15 protein-coding genes and 1 tRNA gene are annotated in these 21,212 nt (G+C 46.5%); 7 read left to right on the top strand and 9 right to left on the bottom strand.

What is annotated here, in order from left to right; translation table 11 throughout:
- Positions 1-27: 27 nt before the first annotated feature.
- Positions 28-1,350 carry a response regulator gene (locus H6F74_RS17435; RefSeq protein WP_190443316.1) on the bottom strand — a complete coding sequence of 441 codons (1,323 nt, stop codon included), beginning with the start codon at positions 1,348-1,350 and terminating at the stop codon, positions 28-30.
- Positions 1,351-1,956: 606 nt separating this feature from the next.
- Between H6F74_RS17435 and hmpF the strand changes: the two genes are divergently transcribed.
- On the top strand, positions 1,957-3,720 hold the full coding sequence (gene hmpF / locus H6F74_RS17430) for a pilus motility taxis protein HmpF (RefSeq protein WP_190443314.1): 1,764 nt from the start codon (positions 1,957-1,959) through the stop codon (positions 3,718-3,720).
- Positions 3,721-3,753: 33 nt separating this feature from the next.
- Here hmpF and tilS read toward each other — a convergent pair whose 3' ends face one another.
- Genes tilS through H6F74_RS17415 form a run of 3 tightly spaced genes read right to left on the bottom strand, consistent with a single transcriptional unit; the run spans position 3,754 to position 6,268 of the window.
- On the bottom strand, positions 3,754-4,884 hold the full coding sequence (gene tilS / locus H6F74_RS17425) for a tRNA lysidine(34) synthetase TilS (protein WP_190443313.1): 1,131 nt from the start codon (positions 4,882-4,884) through the stop codon (positions 3,754-3,756).
- Positions 4,884-5,912, bottom strand: coding sequence for a glycerate kinase (locus tag H6F74_RS17420; RefSeq protein WP_190443307.1), 1,029 nt, complete (start codon positions 5,910-5,912; stop codon positions 4,884-4,886). Before H6F74_RS17420 ends, tilS begins: the two co-directional genes overlap by 1 nt.
- Positions 5,912-6,268, bottom strand: coding sequence for a DUF565 domain-containing protein (locus H6F74_RS17415; RefSeq protein WP_190443305.1), 357 nt, complete (start codon positions 6,266-6,268; stop codon positions 5,912-5,914). The genes H6F74_RS17420 and H6F74_RS17415 overlap by 1 nt, the downstream gene beginning before the upstream one ends.
- 183 nt (positions 6,269-6,451) lie before the next feature.
- Between H6F74_RS17415 and H6F74_RS17410 the strand changes: the two genes are divergently transcribed.
- Both H6F74_RS17410 and H6F74_RS17405 read left to right on the top strand, forming a co-directional pair.
- Positions 6,452-7,048, top strand: coding sequence for a hypothetical protein (locus H6F74_RS17410; protein ID WP_190443303.1), 597 nt, complete (start codon positions 6,452-6,454; stop codon positions 7,046-7,048).
- Between the two features lie 236 nt (positions 7,049-7,284).
- Positions 7,285-9,198: a glycosyltransferase family 39 protein gene (locus H6F74_RS17405; protein ID WP_190443301.1), complete on the top strand. Its 1,914-nt coding sequence runs from the start codon at positions 7,285-7,287 to the stop codon at positions 9,196-9,198.
- A 71-nt stretch (positions 9,199-9,269) separates the two neighbouring features.
- Here the strand turns inward: H6F74_RS17405 and H6F74_RS17400 are convergent, their stop codons facing one another.
- The 3 genes from H6F74_RS17400 to H6F74_RS17390 form a co-directional block, all read right to left on the bottom strand.
- Entirely contained in the window at positions 9,270-10,346 is a 1,077-nt protein-coding gene (locus tag H6F74_RS17400) for a hypothetical protein (protein ID WP_190443299.1), read from the bottom strand.
- A 49-nt stretch (positions 10,347-10,395) separates the two neighbouring features.
- Positions 10,396-11,400 carry a hypothetical protein gene (locus tag H6F74_RS17395; protein WP_190443297.1) on the bottom strand — a complete coding sequence of 335 codons (1,005 nt, stop codon included), beginning with the start codon at positions 11,398-11,400 and terminating at the stop codon, positions 10,396-10,398.
- Positions 11,401-11,702: 302 nt separating this feature from the next.
- Entirely contained in the window at positions 11,703-14,924 is a 3,222-nt protein-coding gene (locus H6F74_RS17390) for a hybrid sensor histidine kinase/response regulator (RefSeq protein WP_190443295.1), read from the bottom strand.
- 290 nt (positions 14,925-15,214) lie between these two features.
- Here H6F74_RS17390 and H6F74_RS17385 point away from each other — a divergent pair, with 290 nt between their 5' ends.
- From H6F74_RS17385 to H6F74_RS17370, 4 genes are all read left to right on the top strand, one after another.
- Positions 15,215-16,171, top strand: a complete 957-nt coding sequence (locus tag H6F74_RS17385) for a circadian clock protein KaiA (protein WP_242022156.1) — start codon at positions 15,215-15,217, stop codon at positions 16,169-16,171.
- Between the two features lie 76 nt (positions 16,172-16,247).
- A complete protein-coding gene (gene kaiB / locus H6F74_RS17380) occupies positions 16,248-16,562 on the top strand; it encodes a circadian clock protein KaiB (RefSeq protein WP_190443293.1) in 315 nt (104 codons plus the stop codon).
- Between the two features lie 122 nt (positions 16,563-16,684).
- On the top strand, positions 16,685-18,250 hold the full coding sequence (kaiC, locus tag H6F74_RS17375) for a circadian clock protein KaiC (RefSeq protein WP_190443292.1): 1,566 nt from the start codon (positions 16,685-16,687) through the stop codon (positions 18,248-18,250).
- Between the two features lie 377 nt (positions 18,251-18,627).
- Positions 18,628-19,476, top strand: coding sequence for a class I SAM-dependent methyltransferase (locus H6F74_RS17370; protein ID WP_190443290.1), 849 nt, complete (start codon positions 18,628-18,630; stop codon positions 19,474-19,476).
- A 258-nt stretch (positions 19,477-19,734) separates the two neighbouring features.
- Here H6F74_RS17370 and H6F74_RS17365 read toward each other — a convergent pair.
- Positions 19,735-19,807, bottom strand: a tRNA-Arg gene (locus H6F74_RS17365).
- Between the two features lie 27 nt (positions 19,808-19,834).
- Positions 19,835-21,127 (bottom strand): peptidoglycan DD-metalloendopeptidase family protein, encoded by a 1,293-nt coding sequence (locus H6F74_RS17360; RefSeq protein ID WP_199301332.1) that lies wholly within the window; start codon positions 21,125-21,127, stop codon positions 19,835-19,837.
- Between the last annotated feature and the right edge of the window lie 85 nt (positions 21,128-21,212).

Here is a 21,212-nt window from a genome sequence, read left to right as displayed (position 1 = left end):
CTCTCTGCTCTCTGCTCGTGTGTTTCTTTACCCGGCCCGTACATCTGTTTGTTCTATCTCACGATCTAAGCCGGAAGGGTAGGTGCTGTCGGGGAGTATAACTTCCTTTTCGCCTGGGCCAATGTATTTTTCTAGTAGCATCAATAACTCACTTTCTCCAAACGGCTTGGTTAGGTAGTCAGTTGCTCCTACCATTCGCGCCCTAACGCGGTCGATAAATCCATCTTTGCCTGTCAGCATGACGATGGGCGTTTGCCGAAAAGCTGTTGACTTGCGGAGCATGGCACAAATTTCATATCCGTCTAGTTCTGGCATTGCTAGGTCGCAGAGGATCAGGTCGGGTTTGAGTTGGAAGACGAGACTAAGGGCTTGCAGGGGATTGTTAATCGCAACTGCTTCGTAACCCTGTTGATTTAGGGTATATTCAACTGCTTTTCCTATGGCAACGTCATCTTCAATACAGACAACGCGAGGAACTTGGGTTTCTTGGGTTGGATCAGGTTTTAATCCTACGCCTACTTTGGTACGGGGGGGTTTGAAACCTGCTCCTATGGTTTCGTCGTTGGTGGAATTTAGTAGTTGTACCCAGCCTTGTTGTACATAAGGATAGATCGCTCTAGCTACGGTTAAGATATCGCGGTTCAAGTATCGGGATAGCTGGCGCAGGGATGTTTTTCCGTCTAGCTGACGCTCTAAGGTGTTAAAGGCAGTGTGCGGGAGGGCGTTGCCTAAACCTGCGGGATCTGTAATTACTGGGCATTGGTCGGGGGACTGGATGTGGGGATGAAACTGTTTCCACTCCTGCACCTGCTTCATGATTTTGGCGACTAGCGGGGCAATTTCTAGGGTGGTTAGTTGGGGTGCTAGTGCTGGCCCGATGTCGAAGATGAAAGCTCCTTGGTGGAGGCCCAAAAGGTCGAAGAGGGTTTCTTGTACCATGCTGCGGATGATACTGCGCCCTTGTGCTGGTGTGAGGATATGATTTTCGAGCATTGCCCACAGGTAGCCGTACTCTGGCGCGTTTATGGAATCAATTGCGGGGACTTCTAGGTTGTTGAGGGCGGTGTCGGCTCGGTAGCGACGCAGGTAATCGCGCAGGCGCGATAGGCTGAGAGTGCCATCGCTAGCATAAGCTATTTGCCCGTTGTGGAAGAAGACGAACCAGAAGGGGCCTGGTTCTTTTAGTTTGGCTTCGCGTCCGGGCATATTACGCGATCGCGCTCCTGCACTCTCCGAGGCACCAGAGGCAGAATGGCTGTATGCCTCTACAAATAATTCCCCTGTTCGCTGACCTAATTCGATCAGTTGCAGGATGCTGCGTATATCAATTTCATTTAACGTTCCCTGCATGTAATGAAAAGGCTCTCCTAATTACCGTTTTAAGAAAAAAGTTAATGCTGTATTCGGGGGAAGTGTTGATTTAATTGGCCATGTCTGCTATAAAATTCTTTACAATTATGCCCTTTTTCTTTTGGCAACGGATTGAACCAGATAATACAGTACCAGGGATCGTTCTGGTGGGGAGGTGAAAATGCTTAGCTTGAATCTGGACTCGTAGCAAGACGAATGCTTTAGAGATTGCTTCCGATGAAGATAAGCTCAACGGAAAATGAAACTATCTGACATACAGTGTTGAGATTGGGCGGGTTTTCAAGTTAGATATTAAATAAACAGAAAATCGAAATATATTTAGTTTAATTTAAGTCTTGACGGCGCTGCCAATACGGGCTTATTCATTGGGTTTTTCCACAGAAAACTGACCACCAGTCATAATGGCTAAGAGCGGGGTGTCAATTACTCTCTTTCAAAGCCTTATGGGTTGCCACTCCCACAACAGGGACACAAAAGGTTAGGATCTCGATTGTATTAGCCTTACGCAATTGTCACCTTATGGCTCTGGTTGGGCCAAAGGTCGGTCAAGAATCAGGCACAACACACATCAAGAGGACCATCAGTGTGCTGTATCTAGCAGAAGTACAAAAGCAGAAATCTGGGTTAATGGGTTTTAAGACCGACCTAAAACTGCTGGCTTGTCAGCGGACTGACCAGAGTTGGAGTGCGGTGACTGCTGATGAAGTAATTCCCGCTCCCGATGAAGCCAATAATTTTAATGCTGGCGTCTTGGTGTTAGTCGAGCTGAGTGGAAATAAACAAGTGCAGCGTCCGCCGACGGAGGCGGGGCGGCAGTTGGTGAGCATTTTGCAAAATTTCTCTCGCCAGCTGGAAAAGTCAAAAACCCAGGAAGAAGAAATTGAACAGTGGAAGCAGTCGCTGACTTATCAGAGTCAGGAGCTGAACCGCCGCGAGATGGAAATGGAAGCGCGGGTGGAACAACTGGCGCAGTTGGATGAAGATTTTGAACGGCTGGAGGCGCAGCGTCAGGAGATTGACACGGCGCGGGAGGAAACTCAGCGACTGCGGGAGGAGTTTGAGCGCAACCGCCTGGAGTTGGAGGGAGCTTGGGAACACCTGCGGGGCGAGACAAGACGGCTGGAGGAGCGACAGGCGGAGTATCACCAGGGAACGGTATTAGATGAGACTCAAGGGCAAAAGATTCGGGAATTGCTGGATCGTTTAGCGGGGGCGATCGCGCCCACTGAAGCGATCCGGGAACAACTGAATCTGGCTTTTGAAATTGTCAATGGGCAGCAGGAATTGCTTAATGGGCATTGGCAGCAGCTGGAGCAACAACGCAATAGCGCTACCCAGATGCAAGGAGATGTGGATCGGCAAACTCAAGAGCTGCAAAGGCGCACCGAGGAGTTGAAGCAAGCTGAAAATGCTTTGGAAAAGGCGCGTTCGGAGCGGATGGTGTTTCAGAATGCTCTGGAAATGAAGCAGGAGTTTGCTCGGATGCAGGATCTCCAGTTGCGAACCCAACAAGAGCTTTACGAGCAACTTAACCGTCTGGCAACGACTTCAGCAGATGTCAAAATTAGTCAGAAAATCGATCTGGAAGCCCTGGAGAAAATGCCGTTAGGAGAGCTGCAAGAAGTTGTGCAAAACTTGCAGCAGGATTTGGAAAAAGTGGTGCGCTTTGTCAACGACCAGGAAGAAGAGCTGACATTTCAGCGCCAGACGGTGGACGAGTTGCAGGCGAAGATCAACCAAGCCAGCGAGTATGACCGGATGAGTCTGGAGAATGAACTGGCAGAGGAGCAGGATTGCTACCAAATGCTAGACGAAACGCTGGTAGGTCAACGCCGAAATCTGCGGGAGCGAGAAGAGATTTTGAACCAGCACCAGCGGGTGCTGCGGCGACGGCAGGGGGTTACGGAATCTGATGGGCAGCAGGACAACCAGAAAATTGATTTGGGGCCTGTTCTGAGTCAGCTGGACGGGCAACGACAACAACAATCCGAGGAACTGCAAAAGCTGGAAAGTCAGGTTGAGCAGATGCGCCTCTCAATCAGCCAAGCGCAGGGAATGATCGATCATCAAGCTGGCGAACAAGAGGCAACTCGCAACCAAATTAAGCAGCTAGAGCAGAATTTGCTTTCGTCGAGGACGGCTTTAGCTGAACTTTGGAGCAGGGTGAATGTTTATCAGGAAATGCTACAGCCTTATCAGGATCGCATTAATGAGATGCGGCAAAAGTTGGAAGCGATCGCGTCCACTTTAGCTCAGGTTCAGGAAACGGGTGACTATCAGCTGCAATCTATTGCCCAGATGCGGGAAGTTATCGTTAGTTTGATGAATGGGCAGTTTAATGCCGCGTAAAAATAGTGTTGAGTTTTGAGTTATTTTCTCAATTCAACACTCAAATTTCCACAAAATCCAGTCACCCCAGACTTGGGCGATCGCGCCTCCGGGAAACGGATCGGTTTGGGAACGGTTGGAAGCTGTAATTAAGGCTGTCAACTTTTCAATTTGCTCGAAGCTGGGGGCGACTGGTAGGACTAAGGAGAGAAACTGGCGGATGACCCGGCGTTGTAAGGCCAAGGGTGCTTGACGCAGTACGAGGCGATTTAGTCGAGTGGGGATTGGGAATTGGGGATTGGGAATTGGGAATTGGGAATTGGGAATTGGGAATTGGGGATTGGACGGATTCTTACCCAGCCCCCAGTCCCCAGTCTCCAGCCCCCAGTCCCCAGCCCCCAGCCCCCAGTCCCCAGCCCCCAGCCCCTGATTCATAGCTTGTTCTAGTAGCTGCTGGGCGGCTGTTTCGAGATATTCCACATCTGCCCGGAGGAGTTCGGCGGTTTGGGCTAAAGCTTGCTCAACTTTTGGGTTGAAGTTGGTTTGTAGGTAGGGTAGTAACTCGTGGCGGATGCGGTTACGGGCGTACTTTCGGTCTTGATTGGTGGAATCTTCCCAGATGGCAAGCTGAAAGTTTTGGCAAAACTGGGCTGTTTGGGTACGGGTGACTTCTAGAAGGGGACGCACGAGTTGCAGCCCAGAATTTAATTGACGCTTCCAGGTAAGGGCTTGCAAGCCATCGGCACCGCTACCGCGAATTAGGTTATAGAGGAGGGTTTCGGCGCGATCGCTGGCTGTATGACCTGTGACGATGTAGGGGGAGTCGTTGTCGAGTGCGATCGCGCTTAGAGCTTGATAACGCCATTGTCGGGCTGCTGCCTCTGAGGCGATATTTTCCGTTTCTGGAGCGATTTGCAGATAGAAAGGGATATCCCAAGTTAAGGCAAGATTTTCTACGTGTTTGGCATTTTCCTGGGAGTCTTTCCGCCAACGATGATCGCAGTGAGCAATTGCCAGATGCCATCCCCACTTTGGTTGCAAATCTAGCAGTAATTTGATTAAGCAGAGGGAATCTTGCCCGCCAGAGACTGCTACTAATAGCCTCTCTCCACGGGGAATCAACGGGCGTTGCAAGAGGGTTCGGTGCAGCTGGGCATGGAGAGGTGTCCAAGTGGGTTGTGGCATTAGCGATCGCTTGGTCGATAAACATCACCCGGTGAATGGTCTGGATTAATCTCAATCACCAAATCTACCCAGTTGGGATTTGTGGTTAGCGGTTTGATAAATAACTCTGGGTGCAGCGATTTCCAAAAATAGTTGACAAATTCATTAATTTCTGAATCACTCATTCCCGATTTACCAGCAGCGATCATTTCCCGTTCTGCCTGCTGTCGCCACGCTATAGACAGGCGATAATCAACTGGATACAGTACCATCAAGCGGTCTAATCGCGCCCAAAGGGGTAAATAGTCCGCTAACCGAGCATTCATATCGCGGGCAAATGTCTTGTCATCGGCAGTTAGAATCGGCGGTGGCGGGTTCTCAAAGGCAACTGGGTCAATGGGGCGGACACCGACAAACCAACCTTCAAATAGGACAATATCGGCACCCTGGACAATTTCCGGCTGGGTTCTGTCTCCCGCACCGTTCCAGGCAGATTTATCAAAACGGGGGATGGGAATTGATCCGTCAGGATGGCGCAGGCGATCCAAAACTGCTAAACCCAGGTCAATATCGTGGGTTCCTGGTGGGCCTCGCCAGATAAGGCGTCTTTCTTGCTCTCTTAAAGCGAGGCGATCGCTATAGGTTTTGTAGAGGTCATCGAGGGAAAGGCTGAGTGTGGATTTTCCCAAGTGTTTGAGAATTAAGGTGAGGATAGCGGCCAGGGTAGTTTTGCCAGTTCCCTGTCCGCCTAAAATTCCCTGGATCAGGGGATGTCCCAACTGTTGCTGAGACTGGGCCAGCTGCATTGCTAAGGGAAGCCAGAGGTTCCAGAGAGTTTCTAGGCTGGGGACTGGGTGGAGATTTGGGTAGACACGCAGTAGGAGATGCGATCGCCCTCGAATAACTTCCTCAACATTAGCTGGTGTGATGCCGAAAGCAAGCGATCGCCGCCTATCTGATAACATCACCGAAGCCAAATATTCCAACTCGGCTGAAGTCGGCGTTTGTCCTGCTAAAGAACGATTAAGAATTTCACTCAGAGATAACATTACGAACCCAGTTTAAAGGCTTCAATGAACAAGCTGTAAGTCAGTCCAATTTTAAGAGCGTTCAAAATTTCTGACAGTAAACTGCGACGGGGATTACCAACAGCCGCCTGCGGGGAAAGCGGCTTCCCGCCATAAACATATCGGCTGACGAGTTCAGTGAAGAAAATCAAAATTCCCGCCGCAATTACATCTACCTCAGCGGTTTGTCCCGACGTGGTGGGAATAGCAGTTCCCAGAAAGACACCAAACAGCAGACTAATAGTAACCAGTGATATTCGCCGCCAAGGATTGCTCAGCCATTGTCCCAGGCGAGCGGCGATAACATCAACAAAATTGTTCAGACGAGTCCTTTGCATGATCGGGGCTGACGAGTGAAGTTGGCATTAGCAGACTTTGAGCAAATATTTCCTGCTCAGATGTCGTGCGTTCTATAACCCTGCTTCAATAATATTAGGGTGGCGATGCTTTCAAGAGCAGCTTGTTGTTATCGAGAAATAGTTATTGCTAGCCAGTGGTGCGGGGTAAAGCAGTTAAAAATTATGAAAAAGCTTTTCAGCTTAAAAGTTTACCCTGGAGTTCTGATTGCTTTACTTTTAGGACTCTTTGTGTTGGGAACGCAGTTTAGGGTAGAAACTGAGCCAGCGTCGCCAGATGCCTCTTTTTTAAAGAAAACTAAGCCTTCGGTGTTGCTCAATTCTCAAGGCGTGGAAAAGCTGAAGACTTCTGCGTTGTCGAACTCTATCCGAGTTTCCCCACCCACAGTCATTCCACCAGCCGTAGTCACGGATCTTCAAGGGGTTTTACGGGTGAGTAATCAAACCGATTACCCAGTTCGGCTGGCGTTCCTGGCGGCTACGGCACCGACTAAATTTTCTTCTGTTCCAGGGCTGTCTTCACCTAGCAGCCGCCCCTATTCTGTGCAGCCTGCACACTGGGATTTTGCGCCTGGGGAAGGTGGCAGCCAAGGACTGATTGTATCGCTACCAAATGGTGATTTCCAGCTAAAAAAGGGGGATATTCTGGTGGCATTTGCCCAGGATGGCTCCCGCCAATACTGGGGGCCTTATGTTGTGGGCGAGACACCTTTGCCTGTGTGGAATAGTCAGGTGTCGGAATGGCAGCTAGTTTTACAATGAGAATTTTGTCGGTTGTTGGTTGGAAGCGGACAATATTTCAACTTGACAATTTGACAAACTTTTCTCTGAAGAATAACCGGGAACTCCCGTGTACTGGCAGAGTCTGGAAATGCAACTGGGACAAGCGAGAGTATTAGCCCCTGCAACTGAGCATGAGCGTCGCATTTCCAGATAGATTAAGGTCTGGGAAGATGCTCTTTGGGGTTGCCCATTACTGAGGGACTGTTCGGGATTTCATGAAATTTAGGGTAGATCAAGCGCTTAGACGTGGGTGGAAATATTGGGATAAGCATCCAGGCGTTGCTTGGACGCTATCGATTCTGTGGGTGCTAGGGGTTTGCTGGCTGGCTTTTGTGTGGAATGTAGGCAGTATCGGTCTTATCGATGAGACGGAGCCGCTGTTTGCGGAAGCTGCCCGCCAGATGACGGTAACGGGAGATTGGATCACGCCGTTTTTTAATGGTGAGACGCGCTTTGATAAGCCGCCGTTGGTGTATTGGCTGATGGCGATCGCTTATAAATCGGTTGGCGTGAATGAATGGGCGGTGCGGCTGCCTTCTGCTTTGAGTGCGATCGCTGTGACTGGGTTAGCCTTTTACACGTTGCGATATGGGGCTACTTCTGGTGCTGTGGCGACGGGGCAATCTAGCGTTGGCAAACGTACACCTCCCCAGTTGTGGCTGTCGGCACTGCTGGGTGCAGCTTTGATCGCCCTGAATCCTGAAATGATCGTCTGGGGACGAACTGGCGTTTCTGATATGCTGCTGACTGGCTGCATGGGTTGTGCAATCCTATCCTTTTTTCTTGGTTATGCTCAGCCGTCTCGCCCAGCAATTCAGTCACGTTGGTATCTGGCGTTTTATGTGCTGGTTGCTTTGGCTATTCTTGCCAAAGGGCCGGTCGGAATTGTCTTGCCAGTGTTAATTATTGGGACTTTTCTACTTTATCTGGGCAATTTCTGGCAAGTTTTACGGGAGATGCGCCCGATTAGGGGCTTGGCAATTGTCCTGGCTCTAGCAGTGCCTTGGTATGTTTTGGTAATTTGGCGCAATGGGGAAGCCTACATAGAGAAGTTTTTTGGCTATCACAATTTTGAACGCTTCACGGGCGTTGTGAATGACCATTGGGCCCCTTGGTATTTTTATTTTCTGGTGGTGCTGCTTGGTTTTGCGCCTTGGTCGATTTATTTGCCGATAGCGATCGCGCGACTGCGCTTTTGGAAACGCGATCGCTGGCGTCAACAACCGCGTTCTGCTCAATTGGGTCTATTTGCCCTGTTTTGGTTTGCTGGTATCTTTGGCTTCTTCACAGTTGCAGTAACTAAACTTCCCAGCTATGTGCTGCCCCTGATGCCAGCAGCGGGGATTTTGGTAGCGCTTTTGTTCAGCGAACAGATGACTTTTGTTAGTCGTCCCTTGTCTGTGGTCACAGAAGATTCCTCAAGCTTGAACGCTCAAACGTTGGATTCTAGCAACCTTCCCATCCAACCGTCCTATCCAACCTCAAAGAACAAAGGACTCTTCTGGAGTGGCATTGTCAACGTAGTATTTTTGGCAGCGCTTGCAGGTGGTATTTTATACAGCCCAAATTTTCTGGGATACGATCCCGCTGTGCCAGATTTGCAGCAACTGGTGCAAAATTCCGGTTTGCCAGTGCGGGGATTTATCATCTGGGGAGCTGCTGCTGTTTCAGCCGCAGTGCTGTTGTGGCGACGCTGGTGGCGTTGGCTTTGGAGTCCCAATCTGATTGGGTTTATGGCTTTTATAATCTTTGTGTTGACACCCGCCTACTTCATGATGGATAACGCGCGTCAGTTGCCGTTGCGGGAATTAAGCGCGATCGCGGCTCAAGTTGAGCGGCCTGGGGAACCGATGGTTATGATTGGCTTCAAAAAGCCTAGCGTAGTATTTTACACCCAGCGTCCGGTAAATTACTTTGCAAAAGCAAGCTCGGCAATGGAATACATTGAAGCGCTCTCAGCCACTGGAGCTAAGCCACCTTCGGTACTCATTCTTACCGAGCCTAAATATTTGCAGCAAACAAAGCTTGCGCCTAATCAATACCAAACTCTAGGTAAAGTTGGTGCTTATCAGCTCATCCGAATCTCGAAACAAATGGTTGCTTGGAGCGAGCTGCCTCGCTCCAATTAATCAAATGACCCCGCCCCTCCCCGGCGTTCGTGGAGGGGCGGGGTTCTATCGGTAATTAACCGGATTTGATATCACTTGGTTTTCTGTAAGGTTTTTGCCTGCTCCAGAGTAATTTCTTTCAATGACTGGAAAGAACTGGCATTTGAGGCACCTTCAATTGCTTTAACAGCCAAATCCTGAACCTGTTTGAGGGCAAAGTCAAGTTGTTTAGAAAGGCTTTGAAGTCGTGCTTCTTGATTGCGAATAGTCTCCTCTAAGGATTGAATCTTTTGTTCGTGCAAACGCTTTTGCACTTCCAGATCCTTAGCATACAAATCCGCCTTAATCTTAGCTTGGTGATGAGCAATTCCTTTGCCTTCTTCCTTGGCTTTTTTGATAGCGGCTTCCAATTCTTTCGGAAAGGCTTCTACCTTGGCTTTAGCTTCGTCATATTGTTTTTCTCGTTCAGCGATCGCTTTCTCTCTCTCAGCCCACTGTTTATCTTTTTCTTGCTGGAATTCTTCTATTTCCTTATACAATCCTTTCTTGTTTTGGTCGTACTCATCTTGATTGAGTTTGCGTTGCAGTTCTAGCTCATATTTATATTCTTTAGCATCTCGCTGTCGAGTTTTATTCAGCGTCTCATTTCGTTCTTTAACTAAGCGTTTACGTTCTTCTTGCTCTTTGAACCAAGCGTTTTTTTCCTCCAGCGTTTGTTGTTCCAAAGTTTCGCGACTTTGGCTTAGTTCCTCGCCAAATTCCTTCGCGCTTTCCTCATACTGTTGGATGAGCGTATCCAACATTCCTTCTTCAATTTCAAGAGAGTGCAGCTCTTGTAATTGTGTAACCTCTGTTTCTACATTACTTCTGAATTCTTGTAATTTAGAAGCTTCTAAGGTGAGTTTTTCCGACAATTCACTGACAGCACCACCAAAGCCTAATTGCAGCTTCGCGAGACTTTCAATCACGTTACCCATTTTTTCTTGAGCCACAGCACCTTGATTCATAGTTGTCCAAGATTCTAATGGTTGTTTATCTTTAATCGCAGGCGGTTTAGCTTGACTCATTTGCTTAAGTTCTGACTCTACGGCTGCTTTTTCCTTGTTTAATTCCTCATACGCCGCTAAGATTTCAGCCTTGGTATTTTTATCGCTAGGTTTTCTTGCCATTGCTAATCTCCTAATTTTTTCCCAGTCCCCAATCCCCAATCCCTAACCCCTAGTTCTCTCTTTTGGTTGTCAGCTTAGCAGAAGAACTTTCAAAAGCTCTCATGGCGATATCTTGCGCTTGCTTGGACGCGGCTTGGAGTTGAGCGGTAATTTCTGTTATCTGTTCCATTTGTCTTTGAATTGTCTGTTCCAGAGATTGAATTTTAAATTCATTACTCTGTTTAGTAGCTTCCCACTCTTTCTCAGACAAATCAGCTTGCACCTTAGCGTCTTGGTGAACGTCTTTAATAGCTTCTTCTCTGGCTTTTTTAACAGCGTCCTCCAATTCTTTAGGAAATCCGTCTATTTTCTTTTGATGGTCTTGAAACTCTGTTTGACGCGCTGTTAGATTATTTTCTCGTTCTAACCATTGTTTTTCTTTTTCTTTCTCAGACGCTTGCAATTCCCGTTCTAGGTTTCGCTTAATTTCTTCGTACTCATCTGTTTCCAGCTTTCGAGTACGTTCTAATTCGTATTGATAATCTTCAGTTTCCCGCTGGCGTTCTGCGGCTAATAAGGCATTTTGTTCTTGGAGGGCAATTTCGTATTCTTCTTGCTCTTTTTGCCAAGATTTGCGGATTATAGTTTGTTGTTTTTCCAGCGCTTCCCGCTCAATTGCAGTTTTTTGTTCTAGCGATTTTAAGTTTTCTTGGTGTTCTTGAGTTAAGATGTGCAGCGCATCTGCTACTATTCTGATCTCTTGAAGTTCTTGTAGGTGTTGGGTTTCAATTTCTATCGCCCGTTTTAGTTCGTTTAACTTTGATGTCTCTCCTGTTAATTTTATAGAGAGTCCGGTGACGATGCTGCCAAATTCTAATTGCAGGTCGGCTAGACCTTTGACAATACTATCGACGGTATATGTAGAAGCACTTTGGAGAAGTTCTTTGTTTTTTTCTTTTTCGGCTTCCTGTTCTTTTGTGGCTATTTTCGACTCGATTTTTTTCTTTTCTGTTAGAAGCTGTTTGAAGGCTTCAAGAATTTTTTCTTTGCTGTCTCTTGAGGCTATTTTATTCATGCTTTTTTCTCCATAACAAAGTTGCTCTGTTGCAGGTGTTCCTACAGCAGAGTGCAGCAATCTGTCCGGGAACGCTGTCCTCTAGTAGAACATTTGTTCTAGTGCAATATACTCAAGGATTAGCAATAATGTCAAGGAAAGAAATACGTAGAAGATGTGTATAAAATTGCTTAGAGTTAAAAATCAAAGACCTGCGTAGGTTGGGTTGAGGTACGAAACCCAACTAATGCCTATGTGTGTTGGGTTTCGCTGTCGCACGGGCCCAACCTACAACTACTGGGAGGGAACGAGGGGAGAGCAGGTTAGAAGCTTGTTTGGGCGAGGGAGGCGTGAATGTGGTCTAGCACTTCTGCCATTGACAGGGGAGGTACTGAGAGAATTTTAGTAGCGATCGCTCTCAAGGCTGCCTCAAACTTAATGGTCGCTTCATCCAAATTTCTCCCATCCCAGCGATGATCCAGCACCAAAATGGGCGGTAGAGCAGGCATCTGCTTCAAAGAGGTCAAAGCTTCCACCAGTGCTGGATAAGGCTTGATGTCCGCCAGATCGATGAGCAGTAAGTCTACGTTTTGGTGTTGCAGTTGACGGCATACTTCCGCCCAAGAACGCGAGAGTAAACTTTTAAACCCTGCGCTTTCCAGATAGTGCAGCAGAGGGGAACCATTCGAGCTGCTAATTTGGGGGCTAGCCACAAATTGGGGGTCAAATGCTTCGCCTGTACGGTCATAAGGAGAAGTATTTGCGCCTGCATCTATTCTCGATTCCCCAATTTCTTCGGTGGGGGAGAACACATCGGTGAGACTGCGGGCATCCACAACTAAAATATTTGATTGGCAGCTGATGCCAGCAGCAACTTGAATCACCTGCAATAAGGCATCCATATTCTCATGGCGATCTGATGCTAAACACGGAAATACGGAAAGACCAGTAACTTGATTTGCCGCTTGAGTAGTCTGGCGGTCTAAGGTTATTAAGGGTAAAGAGGCAAGATCAGTTAACGAAAGCTCCTTTAAATAAGCCAGAGGGTCTTCTAAACCAGCACCATCGAGGATGACGACATTCGGGTGCCAAACACGCACCAAAAGTTCTGCCTGCTCTATATCGTCGGCTTCGAGAACCCGGTGCTTTGGCGACAGGCCCAATGCTGTAGGCGAGAATTCTATTGCTGCTTGCTCCTCAAAGGTAAGATGCAAAATCGTCAGACTGGGGGTAGGAATTTCAGGTGCTTTTAAGCTAATCAGGCTGTGTCGTAATGCTTCTGTCTGTACTGGCAGGGTTAAAAAGCCATCTGCGCGGTTGGCGGATGCTTGCTCTTTTTCTCCTTGGCTTGCTGTCACGAGGACTGGGATGTGACGGGTTTGTTCATCTGATTTGAGCAGAGTCAAAACGTCCCAGCCGGAAAGCAGGGGTAGTAAAGGATTGAGTAGTAAGGCTTGTGGCTGCAACTGCCGTGCTTTTTCGATTGCTTCTGTACCGGAACGAGCGATCGCGTATCGATAGCCCAAACCTGTCAGTTGCTGGGTTAAATCTTCGATGTACTGGGGTACAGCTTCGACAATTAAGATTAACCGATTGCTAAATTTTGGATTTTGGGCTTTGGATTTTTGTTTATTAGAAATTGGGGGTTGGGAATAATCTTGCTCAGTCCCCAGCTTTTTAGAATTGGGTGGTGGAACAGGAGGTAGTAGCAGAGTAAACTGGCTTCCCTGACCAACTTTGGAGATAAACGAAATATCTCCGCCGTGCAGGTGAGCAAGGCGTTGGGTTAAAGCCAGTCCCAAACCTGTACCATCAAATCTGCGGGTGAGGGTATCTTCCAACTGTTGAAATTTCTGAAAGATTAAATGCTGTTTTGCTTCGGGGATGCCAATGCCTGTATCCCAGATAGTAAAGGCAATCCAGCCTTCCCAACAAGCTACTTTTAGACCGATTGCGCCTCCAGACTCAGTAAATTTGAGGGCGTTGGAAAGCAGGTGAGTTAGCATCTGGCGCAGGCGCAATTCGTCTGCCACCATTGTTTCTAATTCGGGTTCTATGCAGAGTGTGAAGCTGATTTCTTCTTGTTCAAGATCAGTTTCCAATGGTTCTTTCCCCGGCTGGAGTTGTCGCGCTTGGGTAATCGCGCGATCGCATACTGTGGGAATATGCACTGGCTCTGGTGTCAGTTCCAGCTGGCCTGTCTCCATCCGGGTCAAATCTAAAATATCGTTGACTACTGTCATCAACTGCCGCCCACTCTGATGAATCAGTCGTGCATAGCGAGCCTGACGTTCATTCAGCTGCCCGATTAACTGATCTTTCAGCAAGCTAGCTAGACCCAGTACGCTCGTCAGGGGAGTTTTGAGTTCGTGGCTGATACAGGCTAAAAACTCATCCTTCATCCGATTGAGTTGGACTAAATCGGCATTTTTAGCTGCTAATTCCTTGGCGAAGATGTGCTGCTCTGTTACGTCGGTTGCCATCACCAGCGAGAGGTCAGGGCTGAGCGAATGCAGGGGCGTTGTAGTGTTGTAGTGTTGTAGGTGTTCCCACTCCGATACTCGGATGCGCTGCTCCTCTACGTTAGTGCTGTTTTGGCGCAGGGGAATTGTGACAAATTGCCAGAGGCGATCGCCTATCTTTTTTGTAGTTGGATTTTGCGTCACCGCCTCCCAAGAGGTCGTTTCCCTAGAGGCAATGGTTGCTTCTGTCGCTGACATTTGATGGTGATTTGTCTGGTCGGCACCTTCCCACCAATTTACAAATTCTGCTGCGGTGCCGCTAGAACTTACGCCCACTAACTCCTGTTGCCACAAGGAATCTATTAAGACAGGTGCTTCAGGCTCTTCTAGGTGAGGGTCAAGACTTTCCCCTATCTGCTGTCTCCAGGTCAGATTCTGGGCGATAATTTGCCCAGTTATCGTTTGCAACCTCAAGGGCAAAGGCAGTTGTTCCAAGAGTTGAATTAGGGACTCTTTGGTATAGCCAGTAGGGGAAGTAGATTCCAATTCCCCTGTGTTCCAATTCTCCTGAGTTCCTTTGTTCCTGGGTTCCTGGGTTCCTCGGCTCCTTTGCTCCAATTCCCCTGGAATTTCTTCTATCGTTGCCAGAAATTTCACCAGACGTTGGCTATCCAACAAACCCAAGAATTTATCTGAGGGATCGACTACAGCCCAGTGTGGGAGATGTGTTTGGGAATTAGAAGAACGCAAATAGAGCCAGAATTGGCTTAAAGAAATCCAAGCAGGCAAGGTTGCCACTTTTTCAATCAGCGGCAAATCCAGCTCGCACAGGGGTTGCTGCAAATCGATTGCTACCCCCGCAATTAGGTAATCTTGCTTCTTAAACTGGTTTTTTACGATCAGATGAGGCATAATTGCCCGGAGGTTTACTACTCCTAGGGGGTGTTGTTGTTCGCTCACCACCACCACGCGATCGCAACCGCCAGAGCGAAAAATCTCTAAAAGAGATGCGAAGGCAGCTGTTTGTTCGCAAACAGGAACTCGTTCAATAAATTCCTTTAGACTGGGATTGGTAATGAACATGACAAACCTGGCTCTTGGGAGAGTGACTTCTGCGCGGACGTACTTCCTTGGCTTTTCGGTAGGGGTTTCTCCTGCCTGCTGCCAAAAAAAGTTGGCTTTAAAAAAAAACTGGCGATCGCGCAGTTTCTTCGGGAATATGAAAGTAGAGGTTCTGCTTAATTATGGCTCCATCCAGGCGACTCCCAGATACTTATACTTACAATTAATTACAATTCGATTAATGTTTAAATTATTATTAAGTGGTTTTTGAACGATTCCGGTGAGAAATCCTTCTAGTGAAGGATGTCTCAATGGAAACACTGGAGCAATTTATTACACTGCCTAAAGTTTTGGATTCCCCCCTGTCTATTTGTACGTTTGTTTCTAATGAATCGCTGGCTAAGTCCGTGAGGGACGATTTGAGCAGCGATCACTATCTTGTAACTCAGTCCAGCTCCTTATCTGAGTTTTTTGCCGAAATCGAGCAACACAAGCAGGAGATCGATTGTTTGGTTTTACAGGAGGAAGGCGAGTTGCTACCCCTGTTTAACAAATTGTACGAACAAGGCACTCTGTTGCCGATTGTAATTTTCAAGAAGGTAACTGATGAACTCAGTAATTATGCGGTGATTACAGATAAGCCGAGTAACGTAAGTAGCGTCGATGATGCTAACCAATCGTTGGGTACTTATCTGTACCACCCTGGGGAAGTTCATGTAAGCGCAAACCAAGCCAACAAAATGACGCTGTTGATTGAGCAAGCGATCGCTCGATTCCTCACCCTAGCACCCAGCTGTCGTCTCCCTGACCTTTCCGCCAGCCTCGATCCCGTTACTGAGCTAAATACTCAAAGTTTCCTAATGCTACAGCAGCGTCGGCTAGCTGAAAAACTTCAGGAACGATTAGGGTATTTAGGCGTGTACTACAAGAGAAATTCCCAGGCTTTTTTCCGTCATCTATCGCGAACTGAAAGGCAAGAACTTTTAAACCAACTCAAAGCCGAATATCGCCAGATTGTCATAAATTACTTCTCCAAAGAGAGTACACTGAATCAAGCCATCGATCAATTTGTCACTGTGGCTTTTTTTGCCGATATGTCCGTGTCTCAAATTGTCGAGATTCATATGGAATTAATGGATGAATTCTCCAAATACTTGCAACTAGAAGGGCGGAGCGAAGAAATATTATTAGACTATCGTCTGACCTTGATTGATGTCATTGCTCATCTGTGCGAAATGTATCGCCGTTCCATTCCCAGAGAATCCTAACTAATTAAAAATTAAGAATTCAAAAAAGTTAAATTTTAATTCTTAATTCTTTTTTCAAGTCCTCAATTGCTAATTTATGGTCGCCCTGAAAAAAACCTATGTTCTTAAGCTCTACGTTGCTGGGAACACTCCCAACTCAGTACGGGCTTTAAAAACGCTCAAAAATATCTTGGAACAAGAGTTCCAGGGTGTCTATGCCCTGAAAGTGATTGATGTTCTCAAAAATCCCCAACTGGCTGAAGAAGATAAAATCTTAGCCACGCCGACTTTGGCAAAAGTATTACCTCCACCAGTCCGCAGAATCATCGGGGATCTTTCGGATAGAGAAAAGGTATTAGTCGGATTGGATCTTCTCTATGAAGAACTCAGCCAAGCCGAATTAGATTTATAAATTATATTCGGGTGTATTACTAATAAACCCTTACAACCAGAGGTACTTGCGCCTTTAAACTTTTGACTGGTCTATAGCCCTTACTCAGTTTCTGCTAATCTCTTATTTTTTTGACTCAAGTGATGAATCAAACTAATCCAAGCGATCATAAAGACGAATTGGCACCGCTAGGAGTCCAAAAAATTCGCACAATGATTGAAGGCTTCGATGACATTAGTCATGGAGGCTTACCACTGGGGAGAACCACCTTATTCAGTGGCACATCCGGAACTGGTAAAACCTTGTTTGCAGTTCAGTTTCTCTACAACGGTATTACTCAGTTTGAAGAGTCTGGCGTATTTGTTACTTTTGAAGAATCTCCCACAGACATCATTAAAAATGCTTCCAGCTTTGGTTGGGATTTGCAGAAATTAATAGATCAAGGCCAGCTATTTATTCTGGATGCTTCTCCCGATCCCGAAGGACAGGAAGTTGTCGGTAACTTTGACCTTTCCGCCCTAATTGAGCGCATTCAGTATGCCATTCGTAAATACAAAGCCAAGCGGGTTTCCGTTGACTCTGTAACAGCTATTTTTCAGCAATATGATGCCGCAGGGCTAGTACGACGGGAAATTTTTAGATTGGTAGCCCGCCTCAAACAAATTGGTGTCACCACCATAATGACGACAGAAAGGATTGAGGAATATGGTCAAGTGGCGCGATTTGGGGTAGAAGAATTTGTTTCTGATAACGTAGCCATTGTTCGCAACGTTTTGGAAGGAGAACGTCGCCGCCGCACCATTGAAATTCTTAAACTTCGCGGTACTACCCACATGAAAGGGGAATACCCTTTCACCATTACCAATAATGGAATCAATATCTTCCCACTAGGAGCAATGCGGCTCACCCAGCGTTCTTCCAATATTCGGGTGTCTTCTGGTGTCAAAACCCTTGATGAAATGTGTGGTGGTGGATTCTTCAAAGATTCGATTATTTTGGCAACAGGTGCTACAGGTACAGGAAAAACGCTTTTAGTAAGCAAATTTTTGGAAAATGCCTGCCTCAGGGACGAACGTGCCATTTTGTTTGCCTATGAAGAATCTCGCGCCCAACTTTCTCGCAATGCTTATTCTTGGGGCATTGATTTTGAGGAGATGGAGCAAAAAGGTTTGCTAAAAATTCTCTGTACTTATCCAGAGTCGGCTGGGTTAGAAGACCATTTGCAAATTATTAAATCAGAAATTGCTGAATTTAAGCCGTGTCGCATTGCCATTGATTCCCTCTCTGCTTTAGCACGCGGCGTTAGCAGTAATGCCTTCCGGCAGTTTGTAATTGGCGTTACTGGTTATGCCAAGCAAGAGGAAATAACTGGCTTTTTTACCAACACCACCGACCAATTTATGGGTTCCCATTCGATTACGGATTCCCATATTTCCACAATTACAGACACGATTTTGATGCTGCAATATGTAGAAATTCGCGGTGAAATGTCCCGTGCTATCAATGTTTTCAAGATGCGGGGTTCTTGGCACGAAAAAGGTATCCGCGAGTACACTATCAGTGATGAGGGAGCTGAAATTAAAGATTCTTTCCGTAATTACGAAAGAATTATCAGTGGCTCACCCACCCGGATTGCGGTTGACGAAAAGAGCGAATTATCCCGCATTGTTCGAGGGATGAGGGACAATAGTAGCGATACGGTAATTTAACCTTGGGTCTGTCAGTTAAGGGCTTATATCCGCAATAATACGGGTATAAGCAAATTTTTACCTAGTATTAACCTCAGTCGGGATAGTATAGCTTCTTCAATTGCCTGTCAGCCTTAATTTTAATGAAATATCCTAAATTCCGCTTATTGGTAATTACAACTAGACTTTACACAAGCTTCATAATTCTGCCTTCGGTTAGCCTCTTACTTAAAGATTAAGTGAAGATGGGTTTTAGCTATAGCAAAATTTTTCAAATAGAAATTAAAATGCAATTGATGTCAATCCGCATTTTCACGTAAATACCCGATCTTTAGGCGGCTAGGGTAAGGATACAGGTTCTTCGTATTCCGCCAAAGCTACAGGGGAGGTATATTCAAGTGGTTACACTCGCAGAATCTCAACTTCAGTTAAGCGATTTTCAACTGGTTCAAGAGATATATTTCCCCAAAAACTATGAGGCTAGTTCCATGTGGAAACTCAAGCAGTTTTTGTGGGAAACAGCTGTAGTGCAATGGGAACAAACAGCAGAGTCTCTAGGAAGTTTTGGGGAAGTTTGGGAACCCCTACCTATTGGTAAACATTTTGATTCAATTTTGGATCTAGGTTGTGGATATGGCAGACTCGCTGCCTATCTTTCAAAACAGAAAAAGATTACCTGCAACAAATATTATGGAATAGATATTTCCGAGAGTCTTCTGCGGCGTATGCTGGGGTATAAAAGAGCATATAATTTGTTTCCGTCAGCCGAGTTCTCTCTAATTTGTATCGCTGGGGATAAATTGCCATTTGAGGACAACTCAATAGATTTTGTTAGAGCAAGTAGTATTTTTTTGAGTCTAGAAACAGAGCAACTAAAAAACAATCTGGCAGAGATTGCTCGCGTTATTAAGCCGGGGGGAGTTTTTGTATTTGAAGATTTATTCTACAATCGCTACTGTCCGATGAATATTTTGGATAACGTTTTGAATAAAGCGAGGAAATCCAAACTCGATTTCGGTCATTTAAAGCAATATTCTTTACGTGAGATAAAGCGTTTGTTGAAAAATTCTCAATTATCGCAGAAGTGTCCCCAATATACTATCAAACCTCATAAACCTGCTTTGCTGCAAGAAAAATTTGGGAACGTGGGGATGCGTGTCTCTAATGACATCAATAAGGAAATAAATCCTCCCAAATTTTTGAAAGAGTTTTTAGCTTGTGGTTATAGCGTTTACAGCAAAGTTTAGATAGGGTTGTCTCTATACTTCTCGGTTAATAGCTGTCATCCTCAAGGGCGCGGTTACAGGGGCAAAGACTGCCAAAAGCAGCCTCAAGATATTTTAGCGGTTGCGAAGGCAATGGCTTGGCTTGTGGAGCATAGAAATATTGGGGCTTGTCTAATTTTTGGGAAAAACGCCTGACGACTAAAGTCAAGGGCGAAAAAACTAAGCCCGCCTACGCGGGCTTAGTTTTAGCGATTTGTTGGGTTTCGCTATTGCTTTAAACGAGCACGGAGGGATTTGAACCCCCGACACCCAGAACCGGAATCTGGTGCTCTATCCACTGAGCTACGTGCCCTGATATCTTTGGATAAGTATAGCACTGTTAGAGGTAATTGATGGGGTCTACTGGTTCGCCATTTTTTCGTACCTCGAAGTGGAGGTGGGGGCCTGTAGAAAATCCGGTGGAACCAACAGATGCGATCGCATCTCCTCTTCTCACCGATTGTCCCTCAGATACATAGAGTTGGCTAGAGTGAGCGTATAAAGTCGTAATACCCTTGCCGTGGTTGATTATCACTGCTTTGCCGTAACCGCCATACCAACCCGCAAAAATTACCTCTCCACTTTCGGCGGCGCGGATGGTGCTGCCATAGCTTGCCCCAAAGTCAAGACCGGAATGTAAGCGGCGGTAGCCTAGAATTGGGTGTATCCGCCAGCCAAAGTTGCTGCTAATTGCGGCATCGCTGGGATATCCGAAGATGCCACCAGTGCTACGCTTAATGTCGTCGCCGCGCAGAATAGCTTTTTCGGCTGCTTCTTTTGCTTTAGCTTCTGCAACCCGTTTTTGAATCAAGGTGGCGATGCCTTGGGAATCTTCTGCCAAAACTCTCTCGGCAGCTTCTAAGGCTTGTCTGTTGCTATTGAGGCGTTCAATCAGTTGTTCCTGCACCTGTCCCTGTGCCATAAAGTCTGCTTTTTGTAGCAGTAGCTGCTGGCTAATTAGGGCAATTTGATTTTCCTGCTGTTCGACTGCGATTTTCTGGCTATTGATTTGATCTGATTCGGCTTTCAGGTTGCTTAAGATTTGCCTGTCTGCCTGAAAAACTAATTTTATCTGACGACGGCGGTCAAAAAATTGATTAAAATTCTGGCTAGAAAGCAGGATATTCCAGCCTTGGTTAGTTAGGTTCTGGCGTTGCAGGAAACGCAATCTGGCGACGGTGGCGGCTTGCTTTTGTTGATAATCCCTTTGGGCGAGAAATAACTGGTTTTGTAACTTTTTTAATGTTTGGGTGGCTTGTTGTAATTGGTATTGATAATCGTTGATTTGGGTGTCGGTTAAGTTAATATTTTGCTGTACTTTGCCGAGTTGTCCCTGTGCGGCTTTTTCAAGTTTTTGCAAGCGATCGCTTTCTTGGGAAAAATTAGTCCTTTGTCGATCTAACTGTTGCTGCATTTGTTTCAACGTGTCCACTGTGACTGGCGGCGGCGTTGGAGATTCAGCCTTCACGGGCATTGATAGCATTAGCCACAGGGAAAAGCAAAGGACGATACCCCCAACAAAGCTTAAAAAGCGTCGGAAATTTCGGTGTAGCTTTGCCTCCCCAAATCTTCGGGCAATACACAGCAGCAAAAAGTAAGAATTCTGGCTTTGATTGGGAAATAAAGCTTTCATTATCTCTAATTGCAGGAAAGACCGCCTGCCCCACCAGTTGAAGCGATGTGGGTTATTTAAACATTTACCTGAGCGCACGGATTTC

It is taken from the genome of Trichocoleus sp. FACHB-90 (assembly GCF_014695505.1).
Taxonomy (GTDB): domain Bacteria; phylum Cyanobacteriota; class Cyanobacteriia; order Cyanobacteriales; family FACHB-T130; genus Funiculus; species Funiculus sociatus.
Note: the sequence above shows the minus strand (reverse complement) of the source record. Positions and strands in the feature narration are given on the sequence as shown.